The sequence below is a fragment of the Thermomonas carbonis genome (assembly GCF_014396975.1).
Classification (GTDB): domain Bacteria; phylum Pseudomonadota; class Gammaproteobacteria; order Xanthomonadales; family Xanthomonadaceae; genus Thermomonas; species Thermomonas carbonis.
Genome location: NZ_CP060719.1, coordinates 3,109,301 through 3,131,240 on the forward strand (window position 1 = coordinate 3,109,301; position 21,940 = coordinate 3,131,240).

18 protein-coding genes and 2 pseudogenes are annotated in these 21,940 nt (G+C 66.7%); 17 read left to right on the top strand and 3 right to left on the bottom strand.

The features are described from left to right. The first annotated feature begins 23 nt into the window (after positions 1 to 23). The 11 genes from H9L16_RS14435 (at position 24) to H9L16_RS14485 (ending at position 10,393) form a co-directional block, all read left to right on the top strand. Positions 24 to 809 carry an enoyl-CoA hydratase-related protein gene (locus H9L16_RS14435; RefSeq protein WP_187552343.1) on the top strand — a complete coding sequence of 262 codons (786 nt, stop codon included), beginning with the start codon at positions 24 to 26 and terminating at the stop codon, positions 807 to 809. 4 nt (positions 810 to 813) lie between these two features. Beyond that, positions 814 to 1,209, top strand: a complete 396-nt coding sequence (locus H9L16_RS14440) for a VOC family protein (RefSeq protein ID WP_187552344.1) — start codon at positions 814 to 816, stop codon at positions 1,207 to 1,209. Then, the gene (locus H9L16_RS14445; RefSeq protein WP_187552345.1) at positions 1,209 to 3,203 is read left to right on the top strand and encodes an acetyl/propionyl/methylcrotonyl-CoA carboxylase subunit alpha; all 1,995 of its coding nucleotides are present in this window, start codon (positions 1,209 to 1,211) and stop codon (positions 3,201 to 3,203) included. The genes H9L16_RS14440 and H9L16_RS14445 overlap by 1 nt, the downstream gene beginning before the upstream one ends. Continuing rightward, the gene (locus H9L16_RS14450) at positions 3,200 to 3,844 is read left to right on the top strand and encodes a hypothetical protein (RefSeq protein WP_187552346.1); all 645 of its coding nucleotides are present in this window, start codon (positions 3,200 to 3,202) and stop codon (positions 3,842 to 3,844) included. The genes H9L16_RS14445 and H9L16_RS14450 overlap by 4 nt, the downstream gene beginning before the upstream one ends. A 1-nt stretch (position 3,845) precedes the next feature. Next, entirely contained in the window at positions 3,846 to 4,742 is an 897-nt protein-coding gene (locus tag H9L16_RS14455) for a hydroxymethylglutaryl-CoA lyase (RefSeq protein ID WP_187552347.1), read from the top strand. Then, positions 4,742 to 7,309: a sensor domain-containing protein gene (locus tag H9L16_RS14460; protein WP_229796476.1), complete on the top strand. Its 2,568-nt coding sequence runs from the start codon at positions 4,742 to 4,744 to the stop codon at positions 7,307 to 7,309. The genes H9L16_RS14455 and H9L16_RS14460 overlap by 1 nt, the downstream gene beginning before the upstream one ends. Positions 7,310 to 7,370: 61 nt before the next feature. Then, positions 7,371 to 7,817: a GNAT family N-acetyltransferase gene (locus tag H9L16_RS14465; protein ID WP_229796477.1), complete on the top strand. Its 447-nt coding sequence runs from the start codon at positions 7,371 to 7,373 to the stop codon at positions 7,815 to 7,817. 248 nt (positions 7,818 to 8,065) lie between these two features. Then, positions 8,066 to 8,836, top strand: coding sequence for an SDR family NAD(P)-dependent oxidoreductase (locus H9L16_RS14470; RefSeq protein ID WP_187552349.1), 771 nt, complete (start codon positions 8,066 to 8,068; stop codon positions 8,834 to 8,836). Continuing rightward, positions 8,833 to 9,123, top strand: a complete 291-nt coding sequence (locus tag H9L16_RS14475) for a hypothetical protein (protein ID WP_187552350.1) — start codon at positions 8,833 to 8,835, stop codon at positions 9,121 to 9,123. Before H9L16_RS14470 ends, H9L16_RS14475 begins: the two co-directional genes overlap by 4 nt. A 10-nt stretch (positions 9,124 to 9,133) precedes the next feature. After that, a complete protein-coding gene (yeiP, locus tag H9L16_RS14480; protein ID WP_187552351.1) occupies positions 9,134 to 9,700 on the top strand; it encodes an elongation factor P-like protein YeiP in 567 nt (188 codons plus the stop codon). Between the two features lie 105 nt (positions 9,701 to 9,805). After that, positions 9,806 to 10,393: a GNAT family N-acetyltransferase gene (locus tag H9L16_RS14485; protein ID WP_187552352.1), complete on the top strand. Its 588-nt coding sequence runs from the start codon at positions 9,806 to 9,808 to the stop codon at positions 10,391 to 10,393. Here the strand turns inward: H9L16_RS14485 and H9L16_RS14490 are convergent, their stop codons facing one another. Beyond that, the gene (locus H9L16_RS14490; protein ID WP_187552353.1) at positions 10,394 to 11,776 is read right to left on the bottom strand and encodes an FAD-binding oxidoreductase; all 1,383 of its coding nucleotides are present in this window, start codon (positions 11,774 to 11,776) and stop codon (positions 10,394 to 10,396) included. A 210-nt stretch (positions 11,777 to 11,986) separates the two neighbouring features. Here H9L16_RS14490 and serA point away from each other — a divergent pair, with 210 nt between their 5' ends. After that, entirely contained in the window at positions 11,987 to 13,228 is a 1,242-nt protein-coding gene (gene serA / locus H9L16_RS14495; RefSeq protein ID WP_187552354.1) for a phosphoglycerate dehydrogenase, read from the top strand. Positions 13,229 to 13,290: 62 nt separating this feature from the next. Here the strand turns inward: serA and H9L16_RS14500 are convergent, their stop codons facing one another. Continuing rightward, positions 13,291 to 13,842 carry an NUDIX hydrolase gene (locus H9L16_RS14500; RefSeq protein ID WP_187552355.1) on the bottom strand — a complete coding sequence of 184 codons (552 nt, stop codon included), beginning with the start codon at positions 13,840 to 13,842 and terminating at the stop codon, positions 13,291 to 13,293. Positions 13,843 to 13,993: 151 nt separating this feature from the next. Between H9L16_RS14500 and H9L16_RS14505 the strand changes: the two genes are divergently transcribed. From H9L16_RS14505 to mtnC, 4 genes and pseudogenes are all read left to right on the top strand, one after another. Then, positions 13,994 to 15,532, top strand: a complete 1,539-nt coding sequence (locus H9L16_RS14505) for an amino acid permease (protein WP_187554213.1) — start codon at positions 13,994 to 13,996, stop codon at positions 15,530 to 15,532. A 109-nt stretch (positions 15,533 to 15,641) separates the two neighbouring features. Further along, on the top strand, positions 15,642 to 16,277 hold the full coding sequence (locus H9L16_RS14510; RefSeq protein ID WP_187552356.1) for a methylthioribulose 1-phosphate dehydratase: 636 nt from the start codon (positions 15,642 to 15,644) through the stop codon (positions 16,275 to 16,277). Further along, positions 16,274 to 16,836: pseudogene (locus H9L16_RS14515) on the top strand (1,2-dihydroxy-3-keto-5-methylthiopentene dioxygenase). The gene H9L16_RS14510 and the pseudogene H9L16_RS14515 overlap by 4 nt, the downstream one beginning before the upstream one ends. After that, a complete protein-coding gene (gene mtnC / locus H9L16_RS14520; protein WP_187554214.1) occupies positions 16,836 to 17,528 on the top strand; it encodes an acireductone synthase in 693 nt (230 codons plus the stop codon). The pseudogene H9L16_RS14515 and the gene mtnC overlap by 1 nt, the downstream one beginning before the upstream one ends. Positions 17,529 to 18,695: 1,167 nt before the next feature. On the opposite strand, the pseudogene H9L16_RS16280 reads toward mtnC, so the two are convergent. After that, positions 18,696 to 19,883: pseudogene (locus H9L16_RS16280) on the bottom strand (calcineurin-like phosphoesterase C-terminal domain-containing protein); the annotation flags it as partial. Positions 19,884 to 20,129: 246 nt separating this feature from the next. Between H9L16_RS16280 and H9L16_RS14530 the strand changes: the two are divergent. Then, the gene (locus tag H9L16_RS14530) at positions 20,130 to 21,938 is read left to right on the top strand and encodes a sensor domain-containing diguanylate cyclase (protein ID WP_187552358.1); all 1,809 of its coding nucleotides are present in this window, start codon (positions 20,130 to 20,132) and stop codon (positions 21,936 to 21,938) included. Positions 21,939 to 21,940 lie beyond the last annotated feature (2 nt).

Genomic DNA, 21,940 nt, shown 5'->3' on the forward strand with positions numbered 1-21,940 from the left:
GCGCCAGGCTTGCCGGATCCCGCATGAGCGAACCCTTGCAATTGCACCGCGATGGGCAGGTCGCCCGCCTGCGGATGGCCCGCGCGCAGGTGCACAACGCCTTCGATGCCGCGCTGATCGCGGGACTGACCGCCGCACTGGACGAGGTCGCCGCCGACACCGCGATTCGCGTGCTGGTGCTGGAGGCCGAAGGCACTTCGTTCTCCGCTGGAGCGGATCTGAACTGGATGCGTGGCATGGCCGCCGCCAGCGAGGCCGATAACCGCACCGACTCGCTCGCCCTTGCCCGTCTGATGCGCACGCTGGACGAACTGCCGAAACCGACCATCGCCGCCGTGCAAGGTTCGGCGTTTGGTGGCGGCGTGGGCCTGGTGGCCTGCTGCGACATCGCCATCGCCGCGCGCGGCGCGAAGTTCGGCCTGACCGAAAGCAGGCTCGGACTACTACCAGCCGTGATCTCGCCCTACGTCATCGCCGCGATCGGCGCACGCAACGCGCGACGCTATTTCGCGACCGCGGAACTGTTCGATGCGGATGAAGCCCTGCGCATCGGCCTGCTGCACGACGTGGTCAATCCGACCGCGCTGGATACCGCCGTGCAGCGGCAAATCGAGTTGTTGCTGAAAGCCGGCCCGGTCGCCAGCGCCAACGCGAAAGCCCTCGTGCGCGATGTCTGCGCGCATGCCGATGGCGCGAAGCACGACGCCGACAACGCCAGCCTGATCGCCCGCCTGCGCGTGTCACCGGAAGGCCAGGAAGGCCTGTCCGCCTTCCTCGACAAGCGCAAGCCGCGCTGGATCACGGAGTAACGCCATGCTCGACCACGTAGGCATCCCCGTTTCCGATTACGCACGCAGCCTCGCGTTCTACACGCAGGCGCTGGCACCGCTGGGCATCGGCCTGATCATGGAAGTGCCGCAGGAAGAGATCGCCGGCGCCAAGGCCGCGGGCTTCGGCCACCAGGGCAAGCCGTACTTCTGGTTCGGCGATGACGGCGCGCCCGGGCAGCACACGCATGTCGCCTTCGCCGTCGACAGCCGCGCGAAGGTCGATGCCTTCCATGCCGCCGCGCTCGCTGCCGGTGGTCGCGACAACGGCGCGCCCGGCCTGCGCCCGCATTACCACCCGGATTACTACGGCGCGTTCGTGCTGGACCCCGACGGACACAACGTCGAAGCGGTCTGCCACCTGCCGGACGCCAGCGCCTGATGTTCCACACCATCCTCATCGCCAACCGCGGCGAGATCGCCTGCCGGGTGATCCGCACCGCGCGCAAGCTCGGCATCCGCACCGTTGCGGTGTTCTCCGACGCCGATGCCGACGCGCAGCACGTGCGCCTGGCAGACGAAGCGCACCACATCGGTGGCGCGCGTCCGCAGGACAGCTATCTGCGCGGCGAGGCGATCATCGAGGTCGCGAAGAAGAGCGGCGCGCAGGCGATTCATCCGGGTTACGGCTTCCTGTCCGAGAACGCGGATTTCGCCGATGCAGTGCTCGCCGCCGGCATCGCCTTCATCGGCCCGTCCGGCGCGTCGATGCGCAAGATGGGCAGCAAGGCCGGTGCCAAGGATCTGATGGCGGCGGCCGGCGTGCCGGTGGTGCCGGGTTACACCGGCGAAGACCAGTCGCCCGATCTGTTGCAGCGCGAAGCCGACGCCATGGGCTATCCGCTGATGATCAAGGCCGCGCACGGCGGCGGCGGCAAGGGCATGCGCATAGTGCGCACGCACGACGAATTCCTGCCGAACCTTGAAAGCTGCCAGCGCGAAGCACGCAACGCCTTCGGCCGCGACCGCGTGCTGCTGGAGCGCTACATCGAGCATCCGCGGCACATCGAGATCCAGGTGTTCGGGGATTCGCATGGCGGCGCACTCCACCTCAACGAACGCGAATGCTCGGCGCAGCGTCGCTACCAGAAGGTGCTGGAAGAATCGCCCTCGGTGTTCCTCACTCCCGAGCTGCGCGCAAAAATGGGCGCGGCCGCGGTGCAGGCGGCGCATGCGATCGATTACGCGAACGCCGGGACCGTCGAATTCATCGTCGGTGCCGACGGCGGTTTCTATTTCATGGAGATCAACACGCGGCTGCAGGTGGAGCATCCGGTCACCGAGGAAGTCACCGGGCTGGACCTGGTCGAATGGCAGCTGCGGATCGCCGCCGGCGAGAAACTCCCGTTGACGCAGGAGCAGATCGAACAGCAGGGCCACGCCATCGAAGTGCGGCTGTATGCCGAAGATCCGGACGCCGGCTTCCTGCCCGGCTCCGGCACGTTGCAGACGCTGCGTTTGCCTATGCCATCACGCAATGTGCGTATCGATTCCGGCGTGGTCGAAGGCGACACCGTGACGATCTTCTACGACCCGATGATCGCCAAGCTGATCGTATGGGACGAGGATCGCCCGCGCGCCCTCGCCCGCATGCGCGAGGCGCTGGCCGCCTGCGAGATCGCCGGCCCGAAATCCAACATCGCGTTCCTGGAGCGGCTGGTGCGGCATCCGGCGGTGGTCGGCGGCAGCATCGACACCGGCTACCTGGATCGCCACCTCGACGAATTCCTGTCGCCTGCGCAGACCGATCGCGTGCTGCTGCTCGCCGCGGCCACCACGCGCCTGCTGGCGCAGGAAGCGGATGCGCGCACCGCCGCCGCGATCGGCAGCGATCCGGGCTCGCCGTGGGCGATCGCCGATGGCTGGCGGCTGGGCTACGGCGGCAGCCGGCGGCTGGCATTCGCCGAGGGCGGGACGCGGATCGAACTGGTTGCGCGCGGCCACAGCGGCGATTACGTAATCGAGCTGGACGGTGCATCGCACACGGTCTCCGGCGCGCGCCTGGATGATGAAGCGCTGAGCGCGCGCATCGACGGCGACATGCGTCGCTTCCGCGCGTTGTCGGATGGCGACGACGTACTGGTCCACGATGGCCGGCAACGGCTGCGCCTGCACGCCGAGGCGGTGTATCGTCGTGAAGGCGGCGATGGCGGATCGTCTGAACACCGCATCCGCGCGCCGATGCCGGGCCGCGTGGTGGTGGTGCAGAAGCAGCCGGGCGATGCGGTCAGCGCAGGGGACGTGGTGCTGGTGATCGAGGCGATGAAGATGGAACTGGCGCTCAAGGCACCACGCGATGGCGTACTGGCCGAGGTGCGCGCGCAGGCCGGCGACTTCGTCGAGGGCGATGCGGTGTTGGCGACACTGGAGCAATGACGATGCATCGAACCGCCTGCCTGGCCTTGCTGACCCTGTTGCTGTGCCTCGGCGGCTGTTCGACCACCGTGTTCGAGTCCCTGCCTACTGGCAGCACCACCGACTGCGACCCGGCCTGGCCTGGCCGCTGGGAACCGGTTGGCACCGCAGATGACCCGATGAAGCCGCGGGGCGTGGTGGAGATCGCCGCCGATTGCAGGAGCGCGACCACCAAGGGCGAAACCAAGCCGGTGCATCTGACCCTGATCGACACCGGCGCAGGCCAGTACCTGCAGTTGCACAACGACTCCGGCAAGCCGGACTGCGTCGGCGACGGCAACGCGCACTGCGGCGCCGCCCTGCTCCGCTACGAACGCGACGGCGACAGCATGCGCCTCTACGACGCCGACCATGCGTGGATCGCCGCAGCGATCAAGGCGAAGAAGATCGAAGGCACCAGCACGCGACCCGACACCAAAGGCCTGAAGACCAAGGAGCCGACGTACAACAATTTCATCGCGGGCGATGGCAAACGCATCGCCAAGCTGTTGCGGCAGCATCCGCAATTGTTCGTGCGCGAGCCGCTGATGATCCTGCGACGCGTTCCGGCCGAAGACGCCACGGCCGTCGACGCCACGCCTGCACCTGCGCAGGAGCCGTGAGATGGGGTTTCCCGCGGACGTGCGCATCGTCGAGGTTGGCCCGCGCGACGGCCTGCAGAACGAAAAAATCGACATCGGCACCGCCCACAAGATCGAACTGATCGATCGGTTATCGAAGACCGGCCTGCGCAGCATCGAGGCCACTGCGTTCGTCAGCCCGAAATGGGTACCGCAGATGGCCGATGCCGCAGAGGTTCTGGCCGGGATCACTCGCGCGCCCGGGATTTCGTATCCGGTGCTGGTGCCGAACGAACAGGGCTACGAACGCGCGCGCGCAGCCGGCGCGGCCGAAGTCGCGGTGTTCACCGCCGCTTCCGAGGCATTCAACCTGAAGAACACCAACGCCACCGTCGCGCAGTCGCTGGATCGCTTCCGGCCGGTGCTGGAACGGGCACATGCCGACGGCGTGCGCGTGCGCGGCTACGTCTCCACCGTGCTGGGCTGCCCCTACCAGGGCGAAGTACCGCTGGCCGATGTGGTGCGGGTCGCCCGCGAGCTGCATGCGATGGGTTGCTACGAAATCTCGCTGGGCGACACCATCGGCATCGGCACGCCGGTGAAGGCGCGGGCGATGCTGCAAGCGGTCGCCGCGGAGGTGCCGATGGCGGCGCTGGCGATCCATTTCCACGACACCTACGGGCAGGCACTGGCGAACGTGCTGGCCTGCCTGGAAGAAGGCGTGGCGGTGGTGGACAGCGCGGTGTCGGGTGCCGGCGGCTGTCCGTACGCGAAGGGCGCCAGCGGCAACGTGGCAAGCGAGGACGTGGTCTACATGCTGCACGGACTGGGCATCCGCACCGGTATCGACCTGCCCTTGCTGGCCGAGACCGGCCGCTGGCTGGCCGCCCTGTTGGGACGCGACACCGGCAGCAAGGTCGGCAAGGCGTTGGGGGCCTGATGAACGCCCCGTCCGTGCCGCCGCATCCCGCCGCAACGGACGTGGCATCGAGCGATGCGCAGGCGCTGGCGCTGGCCTTGCGGGACGCAGCCGCCGATCCCGGCCTGTCGCCCGCGATGCACGCCTTGCTGCTGCAGGCTGGCGATGCGCTGGTCGGCGCGCAGCTGACGATCGAGGCCGGCAACCTGCGCTACCGCGCGCTGTTCGACGCGGTGCCCGACCCGGTCAGCGTGCTGGCCCGCGACGGCACCGTGCTGGACCTCAACAAGGCCGGCATGCGCGCCTACAAGCGGCCGCGCGAGGACATCATCGGCCAGCCGATCGAAGTGCTGAACCCGGACCTGCCGCGCGACCACCTGGTGCCGGTGCTGGAAACCCTCGATCGCGGCGAAACCTACGTCATCGAAGTCACCAACATGCGCGCCGATGGCAGCCGCTTCCCGGTGGAAGTGCATTCGGCCAACCTGCTCTATGACGGCCAGGATGCGATGGTCGCGGTCGCCCGCGACCTCAGCGCCCGGCACGATGCCGAAGTCCGCTACAACAGCCTGGTCGAGGGCATCGACAAGGCGATCACCCTGCAGGATCGGCAGGGCCGGGTGCACTACATGAATGCCGCGGCGAGCCGGATCTACGGCATCGGCGGCGACGATTCCAACCATCGCGAGCCGGACTGGAACGACTGGCTGGTGGTGGACGAAGACGGCCGCTTCCTGCCGTTCGAGTTGCATCCTGCATCGCGCGCGCTGGCCACTGGCCAGGCAGTCAGCAGCGTCGTGATCGGCCTGTTCCGGCGGAGTACGCAACGGCTGCTGTGGCTGTCGGTGACCGCGGTGCCGCAGTTCGCGCCGGGTGCCGACCATGCGGAGCTGGTGCTGACCCTGAGCAGCGACATCACCGAGCTGCAACGCGACAAGGCCCTGTTCGACCGCGTGCAGGAACTGGCCCAGATCGGCGGCTGGCAATGGGATCGCGCCAGCGGCGCGCTCTACCTCACCAGAGAAGCGCACCGGATCCTTGGTGCCGCCCGCGCGCTCGCGTCCATGCACGAAGTCCTCGCGTGTCTACTCGAAGACGACCGCAAGCGCCTGCATCGCACCTTGCAATCGATCTGCGACGGCACCGGCTTCGAGCTGGAACTGCAGGGCGCGCAGGCCGATGGCACGCCGTTCTGGGTGCGCATGATCGGCGAGCCCGATCCGCACGATCCGGGCAGCGACCGCCTGAGCGGCACCCTGCAGGACATCACCGAACGCAAGCATGCGGAGCAGACCCTGCGCATGCAGGCGCAGACCGATGCCCTCACCGGCCTGATGAACCGCGACGCGATCCTCGAACAGATCGAATTGCGCATGCGCAATCCGGCCCATTCCGGGTTGTGCCTGCTGTACATCGACCTGGACCGCTTCAAGATCGTCAACGACGTGCTGGGCCACAACGCCGGCGACACCCTGCTGGTCGATGCCGCGCAACGCATTGCCGGCGCGGTTGGTACCGAGGGCCTGATCGCGCGTTTCGGCGGCGACGAGTTCCTGGTGGCATGCCGCGCTGACGACGACCACGAACGCCCGCAACGATTGGCGAAGCAGATCCAGCAGGCCTTCGGCGAACCGTTCCGGCTCGGCAAGGACGAGTTCAACGTCACCACCAGCATCGGCATCGCCCGCGCGCCGGACGATGGCGATACCCCGAACCAGCTGATCCAGAGCGCCGACGTGGCGATGTACGACAGCAAGCGCCGGCAACGCAACGGCTTCCAGTCGTTCTCGCCGGAGTTGGCCAGCCGGCAGCACGAGCGTTTGCAGACCGAAACACAGCTGCGCCGCGCGCTCGACAAGGGCGAGTTCCACCTGGTCTACCAGCCGCAGGTCGACCTGCGCACCGGCCGCATCCTCTACGCGGAGGCGCTGGTGCGCTGGCGCAACCCGCAGCTCGGCGAGATGCGCCCGGACCGGTTCATCGAGCTTGCCGAAACCACCGGCGACATCGTGCGCATCGGCCAGTGGGTCCTGCAGGAGGCCTGCGCGCAGATGCGTCGCTGGCGCGAGCAGGACCTGCCGATCCAGCGGGTCGCGGTGAATGTCTCGTACCGGCAGTTCGGTGCGGACGACTTCGGCCAGGGCGTGCAGCGGGTCCTGCACGAGGCCGGCCTGCCCGGCCATGCACTCGAGCTCGAGCTGACCGAACGCGTGCTGGTCGATGACGCGGCGGACTCGCTGGCGGTGTTCGATGCTCTGCGCAGGCTTGGCGTGCAATTGTCGATCGACGATTTCGGCGAGGGCTACAGCGCGCTCAACTACCTGCGCCGGCTGCCGATCCATGCGCTGAAGCTCAGCCAGACTTTCATCAAGGGCGTGCCGGGCAAGCCCTCAGACGTGGCGATCTGCCAGGCGGTGGCCGGCATCGCCGGCAGCCTGGGACTGGGCCTGGTCGCCGAGGGGATCGAGACCGAAGCCCAGCGCGATTTCCTGATCAGGCTCGGGGTCAAGGTCGGCCAGGGGTTCCTGTTCGCCCCGGGCTTGTTGCCGGGCGAATTCGCCAAGCGCGTGATCGCGCAACAGGACTGAGCGTATGGCGCTGCCAGGCAACACGTCGATTCGACCGATTCACCTCGATGACGATGCCGCGATGGCCGCGATCATCCGCACGGTGATGCCTGAATTCGGCGCGACCGGCTGCGGCTTCGCGATCAGCGACCCCGAAGTGGACTGGATGTCGCGTGCGTATGCCGAGCCGCGGCATGCGTATTTCGTGGTCGAACGCGACGGCCGTGTCATCGGCGGTGCCGGTGTCGCACCGCTGGCCGGCGACGATGGCGACACCTGCGAACTGCGCAAGATGTATTTCCTGCCCGAGGCACGCGGCAGCGGTGCCGGTGCGGCGATGATGGCCGCATGCCTGGAGGCGGCGCGAAGCTTCGGTTTCCGCCAGTGCTACCTGGAAACCCTGACCGGCATGGACGCGGCGATGCGGTTGTATGAGCGCAGCGGCTTCCGCCGGATCGACGGGCCGATGGGCGCGACCGGGCATGGCGGCTGCAATACGTTCTACCTGCTCGACCTCGCTTCGCCATAGTCCGCGACGGGCCTGCCGCCGGGGGCTGCTCGCGGCTCAATGCGAACGTCCTGTTCGATATCGCCGACGTGCGCTCGGCAAGCCGACCCTGCCCGGCACAGCGTGCCCGGCGTTCGCGTGCGCCGCGCGGCAATGCCGCGCAATATGGCGCGCGCTCACCCATGGCGCACTCTCCGCAGCCCCCGGCGGCAGGCCCCTCGCTCATCGCAGTTCGGTAAAATCGCGGTTTCCGCCCGCAGGAACCCCGCATGCAACTTTCCAATGCCCTCTCCGTGGTCACCGGAGGTGTCTCCGGCCTCGGCTTCGCGGTGGCGCAGCACCTGGTCGCCCACGGTGGCAAGGTCGCCCTCTTCGACGTCAACGACGACAAGGGCGCAGCCGCCGTCGCCGAACTCGGCGAGGCCAACGCGCGCTATTTCCGCACCGATGTCTCCGACGAAGCCGGCGTCGCCGCCAATGTCGCCGCGGCCAAGGACTTCCTCGGTGGCCTCAACGTCGCGGTGAACTGCGCCGGGATCCTCGGCGCCGGCCGCGTGCTTGGCCGCGATGGCGCGATGAAGCTGTCGCAGTTCCAGACCACGGTGATGGTCAACCTGGTCGGCAGCTTCAACGTGGCCAAGGCCTGCGCCGAACAGATGCAGGGCAACGCGGCCGGCAGCGACGGCGAGCGCGGCGTCATCGTCAACACCGCCTCGGTCGCCGCCTACGAAGGGCAGATCGGCCAGGCTGCGTATTCGGCCTCCAAGGGCGGCGTGGTCGGCATGACCCTGCCGATGGCGCGCGAACTGGCGCGTTTCGGCATCCGCGTGATGACGGTCGCACCCGGCATCTTCTGGACGCCGATGGTCGATGGCATGCCGGACGACGTGCAGCAGTCGCTGGCGGCATCGATTCCGTTCCCCTCGCGCCTCGGCAAGCCGGAGGAGTTCGCCGACCTGGTCGGGTACATCCTCGGCAACATCTACCTCAACGGCGAAACCATCCGCCTGGACGGCGCGACCCGGCTGGCATCGAAGTGACCGACTACGGTTCGCGCGCCGAACGCTGGGTCGCCACCCGCTGGCCGACAATACGAGCACGCGGCATGTGGCGCTTCGTGCTGCTGAAAGGCGTGGCGTTCTGGGGTGGGCTGATGTTCGCCTTCCTCGCCATCATGATGCTGGTGCAGTTCGGCGTCGCGCATCCGAAGTTCCCGCTGCTGCTCGCCGTCGCCCTGCCGCTGTGCGCAATCGGCGGGCTGGGCTGGGGCTTGCTGACCTGGTTCTTCAACGAGCGCATCTTCCGCGCCCTCCACAACTTCCGATAGAAGACATCCCATGAAGGCTTTCGACATCAAGAAAGGCAACGTCGTCGAACACAACGGCAGCGTCTACCAGATCCGCGACATCGAACGTAGCAGCCCGCAGGGCCGCGGCGGCAACGTCAAATTCCGCTTCACGATGTACAGCGTGCCGGGTGGCAGCAAGCTCGACCTGAGCGTGGGCGGCGACGACGAATTGAAAGAGGTCGAGCTCACGCGCCGGCAGGTGACGTATTCGTACAAGGATGGCGATGCGTTCGTGTTCCTCGATGACGAGGACTACACGCCCTACACGCTCGACGCCGAGGTGGTCGGCGATGCCGCCGGCTATATCGTCGACGAACTGACCGGCTGCTATGTGCAGATCATCGACGACCTGCCGGTCGCCATCCAGTTGCCGGCCAGCGTCGCCATCGAAGTGGTCGAGACCCCGCCGGAACTCAAGGGCGGCACCGCCACCAAACGCCCGAAGCCGGCGCGCCTGAGCACCGGCATCGAAATCATGGTGCCGGAGTACATCGGCAACGGCGAAAAGGTCATGGTCAACACGGCGACCGGCGAATTTGCGGGGCGCGCGGACTGAGCAACGCCGCTGCTGTCATCCCCGCGAAGGCAGGGATCCAGCGGTTGGATCAAAAGAACTCAGACGCTGGATTCCCGCCTTCGCGGGAATGACGAGCCAAAGCAAATGAATCCCACTCTTGCGACCATCACCCTCGCCGGCCACGGCATCCGCCTGGAGCCGCTGACGCTCGCGCATGTCCCGGCGCTGCAGGACGCGGTGGACGATGGCGACATCGGCTCGATCAACTACGTCAACGTGCCGGGCCGCGACGGCATCCCGGCATGGATCGAACACGCATTGGCGATGCGCGATGCCGGCCGCGAGCTTCCGTTCGCGATCATCAGCGACGGCCGCGTGGTCGGCAGCACCCGCTTCTACGACATCGACCTGTCCGTGCCCACGCTGGCGATCGGCTACACCTTCCACGCGGCGTCTGTGTGGCGCACCCACGTCAATACCGCCAACAAGCGGCTGATGCTGGGCCACGCCTTCGACGCGCTTGGCGCAAAGTCGGTGTTCTTCCACACCAGCCACCTCAACCTGCGCTCGCAGGCAGCGATCGAACGGCTGGGCGCACAGCGCGACGGCATCCTGCGCGCGCACAGGCGGCACAAGGATGGCTCGCTGCGCGACACCGTCACGTACTCGATCGTCGCGGACGAATGGCCGGCGATCCGCGAGCGGCTGGACGCGCGGCTTGCGACCGCTTGATCAGTCGAACAACTTGCCCGGATTCATGATCCCGGCCGGATCCAGCACCGCCTTGATCCCGCGCATCAGCGCGATCTCCACCTCGCTGCGCGTGCTCGACAGATAGGGTTTCTTGACCAGGCCGATGCCGTGCTCGGCGGAGATGCTGCCGCCATGCGCATGCAGGCGCTCGGCCAGCAGCCTGGTGACGCGGTCGCAATCGGCGACGAACTCCGCCTGCACCATGTCGTCCGGCTTGAGCACGTTGATGTGCAGGTTTCCGTCGCCGATGTGGCCGAACCAGACCACGTCGAACTGCGGATACGCATCGCCCAGCAACGCCTGCGTTTCCGCGAGGAACGCCGGCATCGCCGACAAGCGCACCGACACGTCGTTCTTGTAGGGCACGTACCTCGCCAGGCTCTCGGTGATGCCTTCGCGCAGGCGCCACAGCTGCGCGGCCTGGGCGTCGCTCTGGCTGATCACGCCGTCGCTGACCAGGCCGGCTTCCATGCACTGTTCGAATGCGGCCAGCGCTTCGGTCTCGCTGGCTTCGTCGCTGGCGAATTCGGTGACCACATAGAACGGATGCGTCTCCGCGAACGGCGCCTGCGCACCATGCGCCAACACATGATGCAGCGCGCGGTCGGTGAGGAATTCGAAGGCTTGAAGCTGCAAGCGGGCGCGGAATGCATCGAACACCTGCATCAGCGCATCGAACGACGGCAAGGCCAGCAGCATCACGTTGGTCGGCGGCGGCGGGTCGGTGAGCTTCAGCGTTGCCTCGACGATGATGCCGAGCGTGCCTTCCGAGGCGATGGCGAGGTGGCGCAGGTCGTAGCCGCTGGAGTTCTTGACCAGGCTGCGCCCGACATCGAGCAACTCACCGTCGCCGATCACCAATTTCAGCCCCGCAATCCATTCGCGGGTATTGCCGTAACGCACCACGCGGGTGCCGCCGGCATTGGTGGCGATGTTGCCGCCGATGCTGCACGAGCCGCGCGCAGCGAAATCCACCGGATATTGCAGGCCGTGCTCGCGCGCCGCCTCCTGCGCCAGCTGCAGCGGGATGCCGGCCTGCACGGTCAGCGTCCGGTCGATCGCATCGAAGCCGATGACCTGGTTCATCCGTTCCAGGCTGACGACCAGTTCGCCATTCGCCGCGACTGCACCGCCGGACAGACCGGTGCGGCCACCGGACGGCACGATGGCCACCGCATTCGCCTTCGCCCAACGCACCACCGACTGGACCTCTTCAATGCTGCCCGGCAAGGCGATGGCGAGCGGTGCCGGCGTCCAGCGCCGGGTCCAGTCGCGACCGTAATGCTCGAGGTCGGCGGGGTCGGTCTTCAGGCGCAGGCCGGGCACCGACGCTTGCAGGTCGGCGATGCGGGAATCGGTCATGGGCGGGCAATGCCGACGCGGGGGATGCCGCAGCGTGCCAGCGATGGGGCCATGCGTCCAGCGCGCCAAGAACGCATGGAATGGCGGTTTCAGCCGCAACTTTCGCTAGCGATCCCAGGGCATGGGCGCGGGCGGAAATGGCATGACGCAGTGCGGCAAAACCGTGCTCGCATCTGGCATAGTGCGGCTCCCCTCGCCCGTTGCCGCACCATGCCGCCGAAGAAAACGTCATACCCCAAGCAGGACATCAAGGTGCTGCTGCTCGAAGGCATCAGCCCCAACGCGGTGGAGACGTTCCGCGCGGCCGGTTACAGCAATGTCGTGACCCATGCGAAATCTCTGCCCGAAGATGAACTGCGCAAGGCGATTGCCGACGCCCACTTCGTCGGTATCCGCTCGCGCACGCAGCTAAGCGCCGAGGTACTGGCCGACGCCAAACGCCTGATGGCGATCGGCTGCTTCTGCATCGGCACCAACCAGGTCGACCTGGACGCCGCCGAACTGGCCGGCGTGCCGGTGTTCAACGCGCCCTACTCGAACACCCGCAGCGTGGCCGAACTGGTCCTGGCCGAGGCGATCATGCTGTTGCGCGGGATCCCGCAGAAGTCCGCGCAATGCCATCGCGGCGGCTGGAGCAAGTCCGCGGCCGGCAGTCACGAAGCCCGCGGCAAGACCCTGGGCATCGTCGGCTACGGTCATATCGGCACCCAGGTCGGCGTGCTTGCCGAGGGGTTGGGCATGCAGGTGGTCTTCCACGACATCGAAACCAAGCTCTCGCTGGGCAATGCACGCGCCACCCGCGACCTCGACGAACTGCTGGCGACGTCGGACGTGGTCACCCTGCACGTGCCGGAAACCGCGGCGACGCGCTTGATGTTCGGCGCGCCGCAGATGGCGAAGATGAAACCGGGCGCGCACCTGATCAATGCCTCGCGCGGCACCGTGGTCGACATCGACGCGCTCGCCGCTGCGCTGCATTCGGGCCACATCGGCGGCGCCGCGGTGGACGTGTTCCCGGAAGAGCCCAAGGGCAACGACGATCCGCTGGTGTCGCCGCTGCTCGGCATCGACAACGTGATCCTGACCCCGCACGTCGGCGGCAGCACGCTGGAGGCGCAGGACAACATCGGCATCGAAGTCGCGGCCAAGCTCGTGCGCTACAGCGACAACGGCAGCACGCTGAGCGCGGTGAACTTCCCCGAGGTCACCCTGCCCGAGCATGCCGGCAGCCACCGCCTGCTTCACATCCATCGCAACGTCCCGGGCGTGCTGTCGCGGGTCAACGAGATCTTCGGCCAGCGCGGCATCAACATCGATGGCCAATTCCTGCGTACCGACGCCAATGTCGGTTACGTGGTGATCGATGTCAGCGCCGACGACGCCCAGGCTACCGAACTGCGCGCGGCGCTGGCGGCGATCCCGGGGACCTTGCGGACGCGCGTGTTGTATTGATGTTGGGGTGACCCCCTGTGGTCGCCCTGGGGGGCAGGCACGGGGGCCTGCCCCTGCGAATGCTACGAACGCGCCAACCACTTGCGCGCCATCCGCTGCACCGACGGATCCGTGCCCGCCTCCCTCACCAATTCCGCGATGTTGCGCCACGCAAGGTCGTGCGATTCCTCGCTGACCGTGTAGGCCTCGTCCTCGCCGGCGTGGACAACGTAGCGCACGTCGTAATGCCAGTGCGCGGCAACGCCCTTGTGTTCGGGGATCCAGTGGCGGTCCAGATCGAAGATCGCGGGCTCGATGCGCAGCTCGGGCAGGCCGGACTCTTCCTCGGCTTCCTTCAGGGCCGCAATGCGCAGGTCGCGCTCGCCATCGGCGTGCCCACCCAGTTGCAGCCAAAGGCCCAGCTTGCGGTGATGGGTCAGGAGCGTGCGCTCGCCGCTGCGGTCGACCAGCCAGCAGGACGCGGTGAAGTGGCCGCCAATGCGTTCGCGTACGTACGGATTGCCGGCATCGCCCACCAGCTCTTCGAACAGGCCAACCGTTGCGCGCTCGTCAGGCCATTGCTGGGCGTATTCAGCCAGCGCAGAAGCGAAGGCAACGTCGTCGATGTGGGTCATGGCAGGTCGCGGAAGCTTGCGGAGAGCGCGATTATCGCCGCCGGATGACCGCGGGTGCTTGTGCACGCCGCATGTGAACGTTTATGGTCGCGGGCTTGCGGCCTGCCTGGGCAGGTTCGTTTTCATGAACAAGAACCCGGGGGACCACCTGATGCTGTTCCAGCGAATCAAGCCGCTCGACAAGATCCTCGAGACTGCCGAGAAAAAGGCGCTCAAGCGCCAACTCGGTGCCTTCCAGCTCACCATGCTCGGCATCGGCGCGATCATCGGCACCGGCATCTTCGTGCTGACGGCAGAAGCAGGCCAGAAGGCCGGCCCGGCGATGATGGTAGCGTTCGTGATCGCGGCGGTGGTTTGCGCGCTGGCCGCATTGGCCTACTCGGAACTGGCCTCGATGATCCCGGTCTCCGGCTCGGCCTATACCTACACCTACGGCGTGATGGGCGAAGCCTTGGCGTGGACGGTGGGCTGGGCGCTGGTGCTCGAATACGCGGTCGCCGCGGGCGCGGTCTCGGTTGGCTGGTCCGGCTACATGAACGGGCTGCTCGCGAGTGCGGGCATGGAGATACCTCTCGCCCTCCGGACCGGACCGATGGATGGCGGTGCGTTCAACATCCTCGCCTTCTGCATTGCATTGCTGGTGACCGTATTGCTGGTGATGGGCACTTCGAAATCGGCCAAGGTCAATGCGATCCTGGTGCTGGTCAAGGTCGCCGCGCTCACCGCGTTCATCATCATCGCGGTGCCGGCCGCCCAGGACGAGAACTTCAAACCGTTCTTCCCGACCGGCTGGGGCAGCCCGCTGGGTGGCGTTGGCGTGCTCGGCGCGGCGGCATCGATTTTCTTCGCGTATGTGGGGTTCGATGCGGTGTCCACCGCGGCCGAGGAAACCGAGAACCCGAACCGCAACATCCCGATCGGCCTGATCGGTTCGCTGCTGGTCTGCACGATCTTCTACATGCTGGTCGGCTACGGTGCGGTCGGCGCGATCGGTTCGCAGCCGATGATGGGTGCCGACGGCATGGCCATCCACCCCGGCACACCGGAACTGGCGGCGGCATGCATGGGTTCCGAAGCGCTGGTCTGCAGCAAGGAGCCGCTGGCCCACGTGCTGAAGATGCTGGGCTTCGCCGGCTGGGGCAATGCGATCGGCCTGGCCGCGGCGCTGGCGCTGCCGTCGGTGGTGCTGATGATGCTCTACGGCCAGACCCGCATCTTCTTCACCATGTCGCGCGACGGCCTGTTGCCGGAAGTCCTGTCCCGGGTGCACCCGAAGTACCACACCCCGCACGTGGTCACCATGATCACCGGCGTGTTCGTTGCCCTGTTCGCCGCGATGTTCCCGGTCGGCATCCTGGCCGACATCTCCAACTCGGGCACCCTGTTCGCCTTCATGGCGGTGTCTGCAGGCGTGCTGATCCTGCGCAAGCGCGACCCGCATCGCCACCGCCCGTTCCGTACGCCGCTTGCGTGGGTGGTGTGCCCGCTGGCCATCGCCGGCTGCCTGTTGCTGTTCCTGAACCTGTCGGTCTACACCCTGGGCATGTTCTTTGGCTGGGCGGCCCTCGGTTTCATCGTGTACGCACTGTATGGCTATCGCAACAGCGAGCTGGGGCGTGGGCTGAAGGCGGCGAAGAACGGCCCGAAGATCGATCCGGAGCCGCCGTTCCACGAGGGTCCGCAGGCCTGATCTCCAGCCAGATCGGCATGGACAGATGACGAAGAACCCGGCTCCGGCCGGGTTTTTTGTTGCCTGTGCTTCAACAATCCAACAACCGCCATTCGCTACACTGGCCGGCATGGAAACACTCCCCTACGACGCCCAGCAGCTGCGCCACCTCGCCGGCGAGATCATCACCAACGTGCGCGAGCTCGCGCATGCCGGCTGGACGCCCGCGACCAGCAGTAATTTCTCGCGCCGGCTGGATGACCACCACGCGGCGATCACCGTTTCCGGCCGCGACAAGGGCCGGCTGACCGAAGCCGACATCATGGTCGTCGACTTCGACGGCAATCCCGTGGGCAACGACAAGCGACCGTCCGCGGAGACCCTCCTGCACACCCAGCTGTACCGGCGATTCCCGGAGATCGGCTGCGTGCTGCACACGCATTCGCGCACGCAGACGGTGGCCTCGCGCTTGTACGCGCCTGCTGGCCACATACGCTTCGAAGGCTACGAATTGCAGAAGGCGTTCCAGGGCAACACCACCCACGAAGGCGCGATGGACGTGCCGGTGTTCCCGAACACCCAGGACATGCCCGAACTCGCAGGCTGGGTCGAGGCCGCGCTCGACGCGCAACCGATGTGGGGCTACCTGATCGATGGCCACGGCCTGTACGCCTGGGGCCGCGACATGGCCGAGGCACGGCGCCACCTGGAAGCCTTCGAATTCCTGCTGGGCTGCGAACTGGAACTGAGGACACTGAAGCAATGAGCCGCTTGCGCATCTTCGACGACCACGCCCCGCCACGCCGTTGCTGTCGACCGACGAGCGCGCCGGGATGACCGCCGAACTGGCGAAGATCGGCGTGCACCTGGAGCAATGGGCGCCTGCCCATCCCGTGACGCCCGGCGATGCGCCGGAGACGATCATGGCCGCCTACCAGGACGACATCGATCGCCTGGTCGAAGCCAACGGCTTCAAGTCTGTGGACGTGGTCAGCATCGCGCCGGACAACCCCAATCGCGAGGCGATGCGCGGCAAGTTCCTCGACGAACATTTCCACAAGGAAGACGAGGTGCGCTTCTTCGTCGCCGGCTCCGGCCTGTTCACCCTGCACGTCGATGGCAAGGTCTACGAGGTGCTGTGCGAGGCCGGCGACCTGATCGCGGTGCCGGACAGCATGACCCACTGGTTCGACATGGGCCCGGAGCCGAGCTTCGTCGCGATCCGGTTCTTCACCGAGCCGGACGGGTGGGTCGGCCACTTCACCGGCACCGACATCGCGACGCAGTTCCCGCGCTACGAAATCGGGCAGGCGCGTCCGTCGTGATCAAGACCACCATCCTCACCGATATCGAAGGCACGACGTCCAGCATCTCCTTCGTCCGCGACGTGCTGTTCCCGTACGCGCGCGCCGCCCTGCCCGACTTCGTGCGCGAACACGGCGATGACCCGAACGTGCGCCATTGGCTGGACATCGTTGCAGTCGAGAGCGGCGGGCTGTGCCAGGACGCGATGATCGTCGAGACGCTGCAGGGCTGGATCGACCAGGATCGCAAGCACACCGCACTGAAGGCGCTGCAGGGACTGATCTGGGAAGCCGGTTATCGTGATGGCGACTTCACCGCGCCGCTGTATCCCGACGTGGTGCCAGCGCTGCGCGCCTGGCATGACGCCGGCCATCCGCTGGCGGTGTATTCCAGTGGTTCGGTGCCGGCGCAGAAGCTGCTGTTCTCGCATACCGATGCCGGCGACCTGGTCCCGCTGTTCCGCGGCTTCTTCGACACCGAGATCGGCCACAAGCGCGATGCCGACAGCTACCGGCTGATCGCCGACCGGCTGGATCGCAGCCCGGGCGACATCCTGTTCCTGTCCGACGTGGTCGAAGAACTCGACGCCGCACGCGATGCCGGCATGCGCACTGTCTTGCTGGACCGACTCGAGGACTATCCACAGCCGCGGCTCGATGAGGCGGCCAACGGACATCTTCGCGTCGAATCCTTCGCCGACATCGTGCTGTAGCGCGGCCCTACGCCTGCCACTAGGTTACGGCTTTTCCAGCATCCCCGCACGCACCAGCGCATCGATTAACGGTTGCCGATTGTCGGCAGGATTGCGTGGCCAACCGCTGATGCGCTCGACGATCCTTCCTTCGCGCAGGATGAAGAACACCGGCATTTCCCATCCGCCGGGCAGGAGCGACGCCCACTCCGCACGATCATGGATCGGCTCAGCCTTGGCCTGCGGGAAGCGGTGATTCCATTCGCGGATCGCGTCCAGATCCTCATCGCCCGGCGGTAGTACGAGCCAGTGCGCATGCTTTGCAAAGGCCGGGCCCAGCAATGGATCCCGGGAAATGTCTTCCGCCGCATCGATCGAGAAGTGGCAGCCTGCGGTGACCAGAATCACGGGGCGACTCACGTCGAGCGGCGTTCGGGTGAATGTCTCGCCGTCGATGCTGGCACGCCAAACCGTGGGCATCGAGGCATTGCTGCCGATGCTGTCAACCATGGCCGGAATCGACGGAAGCTCGGCTTGCACGTGTTCTCCGGCAAAACGCCTGGCGTCCTCGAAGCGGCGCACCTTGAGCATGGCATGGAAGACATTGCCCAAGTCGGAGACTTGCGCGATCCGGCGGCGCTGCATCTCGGCAACGATCAGGCGGAGGTGCTCCACATCGTCCGATGTGACTGCAACAGACATCGGCAACTCGACGGCGCGAAGCAGAAAAATCAACTCGCGATCTGGCAGGCGCGCCAGCGCTTCCGGCTGCCGCGACATGCCACCGAACAGTTCCGCGAATGTCCGATGGAGATTGCCGGAACCTTTCTCGCCGGCTTCGGCGATCCGGTAAAGCACATCGAATCCCATCTCGACCCGGCCAGGTGACGAGGCGTTGGCTCGCCATGCAGGTGGACCGTCCTGATGGCGCGACGGGACGACCTTTGCGTACTCCTCCACATCGAATAGCGCCAACACGCGCCCGACCTCCGCGGGCGTCAGTTCCATGGCAAGGTCATCGACACCGAACCCGCCAAGCCCCTTCGATCCGAATCGCAGGCTGGCCAGAAACCGCTGCCTGGTCAGCGGCGGCAACAGGTCGAAAGGGGTGTCGCGACCCTTGTTCGCCGCAAGATAGGCATCCAGGTCTGCCTGCGATCGCAGAACCACCCGAGCGTCGGCAACGAAATCCTCCAGCCGATACGTCGTTCTCGCCCGCACCTCCCCGCGCCAGCGATCGAATGCACGCACCTCGACCACGTGTTCGCCGGCATCGAGTGTCGTCGGCAGCGCACCCCGCCACAGGTGCGGCGACAGTTCGGCCTCCGGCGAGCGATCGAAGCCGCGCAAGACCTCGGTGACATCGTCGCGCGCGTTCTCGGCGACCAGCGCGGGATCCGGCAAAAGCACTTTCTTCATCGGCATCCACTCACCGCCGTCGACGCGGAACTCGACGCGGGTGTCGTCCAGTCCCATGTACACGTTCGCGAATACGCCCCAGGCCGGATACGCACCACGCCGCAGCACGTTCGGTGCATGCAGGCCGATCTGGCGGTCTTCCGCGTCGCGTGCGTTGTGCCAGGCCAGCGCGTACTCGCCGCCCTGCCTGACCGTCAGAAATGCGTAACCGTTCGGCGTGCCGTCCGCCATCGTCGCGGCGGGAATGCCCTGCGCGTCCGCCGCGCCGGACCAGTACGACCCGCAGGCCGCGCCGACGTTGTATTCGTGCAGCGGTTTCGCACCGTGCCAGCCGGTGTCGGCACCGTGGAAGACATGCTGCTGGGTATGGCTATGCGCCGTGAGCACCAGCACGTTCGGAAACGGCTGCAGCAGCACGAACAGGCGCTCGCGGTCGGCATCGCGGAAGCTGTCCTTGCCGGCTTCGTCGAACAGGTGGATGTGCATCGCCAGCACCAGCAGGCGGTTCTTCTGGAGCGTCGGCAGCCAGCGTTCGAGGAAGGCGAACTGATCCTCGCGCAGGCCGCCGATGTAGCCCGGCTTCTGGCCCGGCAGCAGGATCACGTCGTCGAGTACGGCGATGTTGGCCAGCGCGGTCTGTCGGGCGTAGGTGTCCGGCCCGATGTCGCGCTGGAAGTTGCCGAGTGAGGCGGCGTCGCTGGTCGCCCCCGGATCGACATCATGGTTGCCGGGTGCATGCAGCCAGGGGATGCCCAGCGAGGCCGTGGCCGCCTTGACTTCGGGCAACAGCGCGGGGACATCGTCGACCAGATCGCCCAGCGTGATGCCGAGTGCCGCATCGTGCTTGCCGACCAGCGGCTCCACGATGTCGCGGCGGAAGTAATCGACATCGTCCGCCGACTTCACTTGCGGGTCGCCGAACACGAGCAGGCGCGCCTCGGTGGAGGGTATCGCCCGGGCCACGCGCTGATAGGCGATGCAGCCGGGGCCACTGCGATCCGAACGCGGCAATGGCAGCGATGCTTCGACCTGCACCGTCACGCATGCGGCAGGGGAAGCATCGACAGGTGCCCCGAGGGCGAGCATGGCGGCAAGCAGGAGTGCAGGCATGCCCCATTATCGCCTACCGCAGGCGCACGGCGGCTGGACTAGAATCGCCCCAGGGGATCGAGCGGCGGGGGTCGTTTGCGCGCATCACGGGGCATGTTGCAGGCATGGTTGTTGGTGGTGGCGATTGCGCTGCTGTCCACGGCCGGGCCGGCACGCGCGGTGGAACCGCTGCGGCTGGCCGGCGAGCGCGCCATCCCCCTCAACGACGTGATCGCCTACCGGCACGACGTGTACGCCAGCGACGGTGCCACCGATGCGTTTGCACAGGCCCGTGCCGGCAGGCTCTCGCCCTTGCCCGGCGGCAGTCCCAATTTCGGCTTCCAGAAAGGCGCGTACTGGTTCTACCTGCCACTGGTGAACATGCAGCGCGACGAGCCGCGCTGGCTGCTGGTCCAGCAGTACGCGCTCAGCGACCAGCTCGACGTCTACCTGCGCTACCCGGACGGGCACGTCGAGCATCACGCCAGTGGCGACCACGTGCCGTTCAACAGCCGCTACATCCGCTATCGGCACCCCAATTTCCGTCTGGACCTGCCGCACGGCGAACAGGTGGAACTGCTGGTGCGCGTGCAGAGCCAGAGTTCGATGCAAGTACCGCTGGTGCTGTACACGCCACGCACCTTCACCGAGGTCATGCGCGACGCGCAGTTCTCCACCGGCCTCTACTACGGAATCGTGCTGGCGCTGCTGTTCTACAACCTGGTGTTGTGGCTGATGCTGCGCGACTCCGGCTACTTCTGGTACCTGCTGCATACCGGTGCGTTCGGCCTGGTGCTGTTCACCCTCAATGGCTACGGCTTCGAATATTTCTGGCCGAATTCGGCGTGGCTGGCGGATGCCTCGGTGCCATTGTCGATCTGCCTGGCCTTGATCGGCATGCAGCTGTTTACCCGCAGCTTCCTGGAACTGCAGGAACGCTGGCCGCGCGGCAACCTGGTCAGCCTGGGCGTGACCGGCTTCTTCGTGGTGCTGGGCATCGCCTCGTTCTGGCTGCCGTACGGCACGGCGACGCCGCTGGCCTCGCGTGCGGTGCTGGTCAGCGTGGTCTGGATCATGGTGGCCACGGTGGTGATGCTGCGCCGCGGCTACAAGCCGGCGAAGTTGTTGCTGCTGGCGTGGTCACTGTTCCTGGCCGGCACCACCGCCTTCACCCTGCTCGCCTTCGGGGTGGTGCCGCCGAATTTCTGGACGCTCAATGGCGTGCAGATCGGCTCGGCGCTGGAGATGCTGCTGCTGTCGCTGGCGCTGGGCTCGCGCTATGCGGGGCTACGCAACGAGAACATCCGCATCGTCACCGAAAACAACGAAAGGCTGGAACGCAGCGTGATCGACCGCACCCGCCAGCTGCGCACGGCGATGGCGCAACTCGGCGAAGCCAACGTGCAGCTGCGCGAATACAGCCAGCGCGACCCGCTCACCGGCGTCTACAACCGCCGGCATTTCCGCGAAGCGCTGTCGCAAGCATTGGAGCTGCGCGGTACCAATGGTCAACCGGTCGCTCTGCTGCTGCTGGACCTCGACCATTTCAAACGGATCAACGATACCCACGGCCATCTGGTCGGCGACGACTGCCTGAACGTGGCCGCGCGCTGCATCGAGGACGTGGTCCAGCCACGCGGCGGGATCGTCGCGCGCTTCGGCGGCGAGGAATTCGTGGCGGTGCTGCCGGGGCTGGATGCGCAGCAGGCATTGCAGGTCGCCGAAGCGGTGCGCCTGCGCATCCAGCAGACGCCGGTCGACAACGAAGGCCGCAACATCCGCCTCAGCGCCAGCATCGGCGTGCACACCGCGACCGGCGAACGGGCGACGCCGGAGGACGCGATCCGGCTTGCCGATGAAGCCCTGTACCGGGCCAAGGACGACGGCCGCAACTGCGTGCGGCATTCGGTCAGCCTGGTCTGAGG